The organism is Micrococcus sp. APC 4021, from assembly GCF_030407635.1.
Taxonomy (GTDB): Bacteria; Actinomycetota; Actinomycetes; order Actinomycetales; family Micrococcaceae; genus Micrococcus; species Micrococcus luteus.
The window spans coordinates 22,108-28,215 of the sequence record NZ_JASDCZ010000016.1 but is presented as its reverse complement, the minus strand read 5'-3'; the positions used below and the strand labels follow the sequence as shown (position 1 = coordinate 28,215).

Genomic DNA, 6,108 nt, shown 5'->3' with positions numbered 1-6,108 from the left:
GCCCTGCTGCTCGTCGCACCGTGGGTGGGTGCCGCGCTCGCCCCTGATCCTCGCGGCCGTCGTCCTCCTGGCTGGAGCCGCCGTCCTCGCCGCCCAGGGACACCGCGAGGCGGCCGGCCTCAGCCTGCAGATCGTCACGGTGGTCCCCGTGCCGATCGCCCTCGAACGCGCCCACCGGGTCCGCCTGCCCACCGCGCTGCATGCGATGTACGCGGCCCTGCTGCTCGTCGCACCGTGGGTGGGTGCCGCGCTCGGCGGCTACGACGCCTGGCCGTGGTGGGATGCCCTCGTGCACTTCTACTCCGGCGTGCCGATCGCGCTCGGGTGCGTCTTCCTGCTGGGCATCGCGGCCGCGCGCCGTGGGCTGGTCCTGCCGCCCGGGCTCGAGGCGCTCCTCGTGATGGCCCTGCACTCGCTCGTGGCCCTGGCGTGGGAGATCGCCGAGTTCACCGCCGACCAGGCGCTCGGCGCGCAGACGCAGAAGGGCAACACGGACACCATGACGGACATGATCGTCGGCACGCTCGGGGCCCTGATCGTGGCGTTCGCCCTGTACGCGCACCGCACCCGCGGCCGCTTCGCCTGGCTCTCGCGCTTCACCGGGGCCTGACGGGAGACGCCGACGCCGACGCCGCGTCCCCGGTCCCGGCTCGCTTAGTCCCGCTCGGCCGCCGCCGCGAGCCGGCCCAGGCCCTTCTCGAAGTCCCGGCCGACGCCCGCTCGGGGCCGGAGGAGGCCTGCGTCATGTCCGGGTCGGCGTCCCGCCACGGGGACCAGCCCTGCCCCGCGCGGAGGTCCTCGATCAGGGCGCCCTCTCACCGCCGCAGGAACGCATCCACCCGGCGCACCGCCTCCGGGTGGCCGCTGGCGGCGCTGATCGCCGCGGTCTCCCGGTCCAGGTGCTCGGCGTACCCGACGATCTCCGGGCCGCGCAGCAGCGCCTTCGTCGGCCCGTAGGCGTGCACCGCGCCGGCGGCGAGCTCGTCCTCGAGCGCGGCCAGCCGCGCCTCGAACTCGTCACCGCTCACGGCCTCGGAGGCCACACCCCACTCCACGGCCTCGGCCCCGGTCAGGCGGCGGCCCCGCAGAGTGAGCTCCGCAGCCCGCACCGGCCCCACGGCCCGCGGCAGCCACCAGGAGACCCCCGTGTCCGGCACCAGCCCGATCCCCGCGTAGGCCGCCAGCAGCAGGGCGTCGTCCCGCACGAGCACCACGTCCGCGTTGAGCACCAGCCCCAGCCCGGCCCCGGCCGCCGTGCCGTTCACGCCGGCCACCACCAGCAGCCGGGAGCGCACAAGGGCCAGGGCCACCTCGCTCGCCGCATCCGCGAGCTCGCGCAGCACCGCGGGGCGCTCCGCGGGGCTCGCCGCCCCCATCGCCGCCACGTCTCCGCCGCCGCAGAAGAACCGGCTGGCACCGGTGAGGGTCAGCACGTGCACGTCCGGGTCCGCCTCGGCCGCCCGCACCGCCGCGGTCAGCTCTCGCGCCATCGCCAGGCTCAGCGCGTTGCCCTGCGCGGGGCGGTCCAGGGTCAGGCGCACGACGCCGGGACGGGCCTCCACCCGCACCGTTGCCACGTCCGCGGCGCCGCCGTCGACGCTCACGCGAACGCGCTCATCCCGGTCAGGTCCCGGCCGAGGATCAACGCCTGCACGGACTCGGTGCCCTCGTAGGTGTGCAGCGCCTCGACGTCGGCGAAGTGCCGCATCACCCGGTGCTCGAGGAGGATGCCGTTGCCGCCGAGCATGTCCCGGGCGATCTGCGCCACCCGCCGAGCGCCCCGGGTGCAGGCGTACTTCAGCAGGGACGCCTGCTCGTCACGCAGCCGCCCGGCCGCCTGCAGGCGGGCCACGGCCACGCAGCGGGTCTGCATGGCGGTCACCTCGTCCAGCATCTGCGCGAGCCGTTCCTGCACCATCTGGTGCGCTCCCAGCGGCTTGCCGAACTGCTCGCGCTGCCGAGCGTACGCCAGCGCGGCCTCGAACATGGCGGTCGCGTGGCCCAGCGCGGACCAGCCCACGTTCACGCGGGTGGCCACCAGCACGCGCGCGGCGTCCTTGAACGTCGCCACGCCCGGCAGCCGCGCGTCGTCGCCGACCCGCACGTCGGTCAGCGTGATCTCGGCCTGGTGGATCGCCCGCAGCGCGCCCTTGCCGGTGATCACCTCGGCCTCGTACCCGGGCGTGGACTGCTCCACCACGAACCCCTTGACCTGGCCGTCCTCGGTGTCCCGCGCCCACACGATGGTGATGCCCCCGGCGGCCCCGTTGCCGATCCACTTCTTGGCGCCGTTCAGCGCCCAGCCGCCGGCGCCGTCGGGCCGCGCGGACGTCTCGAGGGACACCGAGTCCGAACCGTGCAGCGGCTCCGTGAGCGCGAACCCGCCCGGCAGCGTGCCGCGCGCCACCGGCTCGAGGTACCGCTCCTTCTGCTCCGGGCTCGCGCAGTGCACCAGGGCGCGCAGCACGAGCCCGCCCTGCACGGCCGCCGCGGCCGCCATCGACCCGTCCGCCCGGGAGATCTCCATCGCCACCAGACCCGCCGCCAACGGGGACATCACCGCGTGCCCCGGCACCTCCAGCCCGTCGGTGAGCAGGTCCAGCTCGCCCGCCCGCGCGACCAGGTCCAACGGGTACTCCGCCCGGTCCCAGTGCCCGTCGATCCGCTCGAGCACCTCCCGGCCGTAGGCGCGGGCGCGGTCCCAGTGCGCGCGGTCCTCGTCCGTCGCCTCCCCGAACGCGTCCAGGTAGTCGACGTCCAGGGGCGTGACGACGTCGTAGGTCGGCTTCTGCCTGCGCGTCACCGGGCCTCCTCCGTCCGCTCGGCGCGCAGCGCACGCTTGAGCAGCTTGCCCGACTGGTTCCGCGGCAGCTCCGCCACGAAGTCCACGCGCTTGGGCACCTTGAAGCCCGCCAGGCGCTCCTTCACGTGGGTGCGCACGGTCTCCGCGGTCAGCTCGGCGCCCTCCTTGAGCACGACGACGGCGGTCACCGCCTCGATCCAGCGCTCGTCCGGCAGGCCGATGACGGCGACCTCGGCCACCTCGTCGAGCTCGTAGATCGCGTCCTCGACCTCCCGCGGGGCGACCAGGACGCCGCCCGTGTTGATGACGTCCTTGATGCGGTCCACCACCTGGATGTAGCCGGCCGCGTCCTGGGTGACCTGGTCGCCGGAGCGGAACCAGCCGTCGTCGGTGAACGCATCCGCGGTGGCATCCGGGCGGTTCCAGTAGCCCGAGAGCAGCTGCGGCGAGCGGTACTGGATCTCGCCGGGCTCGCCGGGCGCGGCGGGGGCGCCGTCGGCCGTCATCACCCGGGCCTCCACGTGGAACACGGGGCGGCCGCACGAGGCCGGCCGCGCGTCGTGCTCCTCGGGGCGCAGCACGGTGCACAGCGGGCCCAGCTCGGACTGGCCGAAGCAGTTGTAGAAGCCGATGCCCGGCTGGCTCTGGCGCAGGCGCTGCAGCACGGTCACCGGCATGATCGAGGCCCCGTACTGGGCCTTGCGCAGCGAGGAGAGGTCGCGCGTGGCCAGGTCCGGATGGTTCGCCAGCGGCACCCAGACGGTGGGCGCCAGGAACAGGGAGCCGATGTGCTCGGTCTCCACGAGCTCGAGCATCCGGGGGATGTCCGGGGCGGCCAGCAGTCGCACCGTGGCGCCGAGGCTCAGGTAGGGGAGCAGGAACACGTGCATCGCGGCCGAGTGGTACAGCGGCATGGCCACGAGGGGGCGGTCCTCGGCCGTGAAGTCCAGCGCGATGATCGAGGAGAGGTACTCCGCCACGAGCGCCCGGTGGGACATCATGGCGCCCTTGGGGGTGGAGGTGGTGCCGGAGGTGTAGAGCAGCTGGGCCAGGTCGGTGGCCGACACCTCCGCCTCCGGGGCGGCGGCGTCCATCGTCTCGTCCTGGGCGGTCTGAAGCACGGAGGGCTCGGCGTGGCCCGCGGGGAGCATGGTCCACACGTGCCGCAGAGCCGACGCGCGGCCCTCGGCCTGGACCTGGTCGACGCGCTCGAGCATGCCGGCGTCGGCCACGAGCAGCTCCGCACCCGAGTCCTCGAGGGCGTGCGCGAGCTCGCCGCCCTTGAGCGCGAAGTTCACGGGCACGTGCACGTAGCCGGCCGTGACGCAGGCCAGGAAGAGCAGCGCATAGGCGTCCGAGTTGGTGGCGTAGGCGGCCACCCGGGTGCCGGCCGGCAGGCCGGTGCCCTGGAGGCGGCGGGCCACGCGGTGCGCTCCGTCCCGGAGCTGGGCGTAGGTCCAGTCGCGGTCCTCGAAGCGCAGGGCGACGGCCTGCGGGGAACGGGCGACCGCGCGTGCGAACACGCGGCCGATCGTGTCCTCCGGGGCGGGGGAGAGGTGGCCGGCGTCGGTGGGGTGGGTGATCTGGTCGGGCATGGAAACCTCCGGGGGATGGGTCAGAGACGTTCGATCACGGTGACGTTGGCCTGGCCGCCGCCCTCGCACATGGTCTGCAGGCCGTAGCGGCCGCCCGTGCGCTCGAGCTCGTGCAGCAGGGAGGTCATCAGGCGGGCGCCGGTGGCGCCGATGGGGTGGCCCAGGGCGATCGCCCCGCCGTTGACGTTGACCTTCGCCGGATCCGCGCCGGTCTCGGTCAGCCAGGCCAGCACGACGGCGGCGAACGCCTCGTTGATCTCCACGAGGTCCATGTCGTCAATGGTCAGGCCCATGCGGTCGAGCGCGTACGCCGTCGCCGGGATCGGGGCGGAGAGCATCATGACGGGGTCCGCGCCGCGGGCGGAGAGGTGGTGGATCCGGGCTCGCGGGGTGAGGCCGTGACGACGCACCGCCTCCTCGGAGGCGAGCAGGAGGGCGGCCGCGCCGTCGGACATCTGGGACGCGGTGGCCGCGGTGTGCAGCCCGCCGGGGACGATCGGGTCGAGCGAGGCGATCTTCGCGGCGTCCGGGGTGCGGGGGCCCTCGTCCGCGGTGAGGCCAGCGAGGGGCAGGATCTCGCGGTCGAAGCGACCGTCGGCCTGGGCGGCGAGCGCGCGCTCGTGGGAGCGCACCGCGAACTCCTCCAGGGTGTCCCGGTCCAGGTTCCAGTGCCGGGCCATCATCTCGGCCCCGCGGAATTGGGAGATCTCCTCGTCCCCGTAGCGGGCGGCCCAGGACTCGGAGCCGGTGAACGGGTCGGGGAAGCCGAGATCGCGGGCGGCCGTGTTGGACCGGGAGAGCGGGATCGCGGACATGGACTGCACGCCACCGGCGACGACGAGGTCCGCCGTCCCGCTCATGATGGCCTGCGCGGCGTAGTGGACCGCCTGCTGGCCGGAGCCGCACTGGCGTTCGACCGTGGTGCCGGGGACGTCCTCGGAGAGCCCGGCCGCGAGCCAGGCGTTGCGCGCCACGTCCATGGCCTGTGGGCCGAGCTGGTCGATGCAGCCGAGGATGACCTCGTCGTACTCGGCCGAGTCGATGTCCTGGCGGGCGACGAGCTCGCGCAGCGGCGCGGCCGCCAGATCGAGGGGATGTACGCCGGCGAGCCCCTTCCCTCGGCGACCCACGGGGGTGCGGACGGCGTCGATGATGTAGGCCTCGGGCATGGGGGCTCCTCCGGACGGCGGGGACGTGACGCCGATCACGCTATTGCTTGGACATCCAACGATCAAGAGTGTGACGGGATCCGTTGCGGCGGCCTGGAGGAGCGCCGTTTCGTCAACGAAAGCGGCTCGGGGCGCGCCGTTTCGGCCACGAAAGCGCTGGGGCGGGCGTCGCCTCGCCCTGGTCAGGACCCCCTGCCCCGGGCCTATCGTGAGGGCCAGCGGCGCGCACCCGTGCCGCCGAGACGAGAGGAACCGGCCATGGCCACCCCGCACACCCCCGACCCCCAGGACGCCCGGCGCGCACGCGAGGCGACGGACGAGACCTCCGGCGTCGCGTTCGACGGCGACACGCCCCCCGCCGAGGGTGCGGGCGTCGGCCCGCACAACCCGGGCATGGACGTGGAGCAGACCGGCGAGCGCTCGGCCGGCAAGATCGTGCTCGGGCTGATCATCGCCCTCGTGGTCATCGGCGTCCTGGTGTTCATCCTGGGCCGCGTCGCCGGCCTCGGCTGAGCCGCGGCGCAGACGCCTCGAGCACGCC

At 74.2% G+C, this 6,108-nt stretch carries 5 protein-coding genes and 1 pseudogene; 2 read left to right on the top strand and 4 right to left on the bottom strand.

What is annotated here, in order from left to right; translation table 11 throughout:
* Window positions 1-610 (top strand): annotated as a pseudogene (locus QL983_RS02860) (hypothetical protein); the annotation flags it as partial.
* A 205-nt stretch (window positions 611-815) separates the two neighbouring features.
* On the opposite strand, the gene QL983_RS02855 reads toward QL983_RS02860, so the two are convergent.
* From QL983_RS02855 to QL983_RS02840, 4 genes are read right to left on the bottom strand one after another with little or no spacing between them, the layout of a single operon-like run.
* Window positions 816-1,604 carry an enoyl-CoA hydratase/isomerase family protein gene (locus QL983_RS02855; protein ID WP_051995329.1) on the bottom strand — a complete coding sequence of 263 codons (789 nt, stop codon included), beginning with the start codon at window positions 1,602-1,604 and terminating at the stop codon, window positions 816-818.
* Window positions 1,601-2,803, bottom strand: coding sequence for an acyl-CoA dehydrogenase family protein (locus QL983_RS02850; protein WP_290151185.1), 1,203 nt, complete (start codon window positions 2,801-2,803; stop codon window positions 1,601-1,603). The genes QL983_RS02855 and QL983_RS02850 overlap by 4 nt, the downstream gene beginning before the upstream one ends.
* The gene (locus QL983_RS02845; RefSeq protein ID WP_251679683.1) at window positions 2,800-4,398 is read right to left on the bottom strand and encodes a fatty acyl-CoA synthetase; all 1,599 of its coding nucleotides are present in this window, start codon (window positions 4,396-4,398) and stop codon (window positions 2,800-2,802) included. The genes QL983_RS02850 and QL983_RS02845 overlap by 4 nt, the downstream gene beginning before the upstream one ends.
* Before the next feature lie 20 nt (window positions 4,399-4,418).
* Window positions 4,419-5,567, bottom strand: a complete 1,149-nt coding sequence (locus tag QL983_RS02840) for an acetyl-CoA C-acetyltransferase (protein ID WP_230297338.1) — start codon at window positions 5,565-5,567, stop codon at window positions 4,419-4,421.
* A gap of 258 nt (window positions 5,568-5,825) precedes the next feature.
* On the opposite strand from QL983_RS02840, the gene QL983_RS02835 reads away from it, so the two are divergent.
* Window positions 5,826-6,080, top strand: coding sequence for a DUF6480 family protein (locus tag QL983_RS02835; RefSeq protein ID WP_049146454.1), 255 nt, complete (start codon window positions 5,826-5,828; stop codon window positions 6,078-6,080).
* Window positions 6,081-6,108: the final 28 nt, after the last annotated feature.

Bases quoted from the DNA above. Each gene is read 5' to 3' on its own strand.
- QL983_RS02845 (WP_251679683.1), bottom strand. From the start codon at position 4,398: ATGCCCGACCAGATCACCCACCCCACCGACGCCGGCCACCTCTCCCCC.
- QL983_RS02840 (WP_230297338.1), bottom strand. From the start codon at position 5,567: ATGCCCGAGGCCTACATCATCGACGCCGTCCGCACCCCCGTGGGTCGC.
- QL983_RS02835 (WP_049146454.1), top strand. From the start codon at position 5,826: ATGGCCACCCCGCACACCCCCGACCCCCAGGACGCCCGGCGCGCACGC.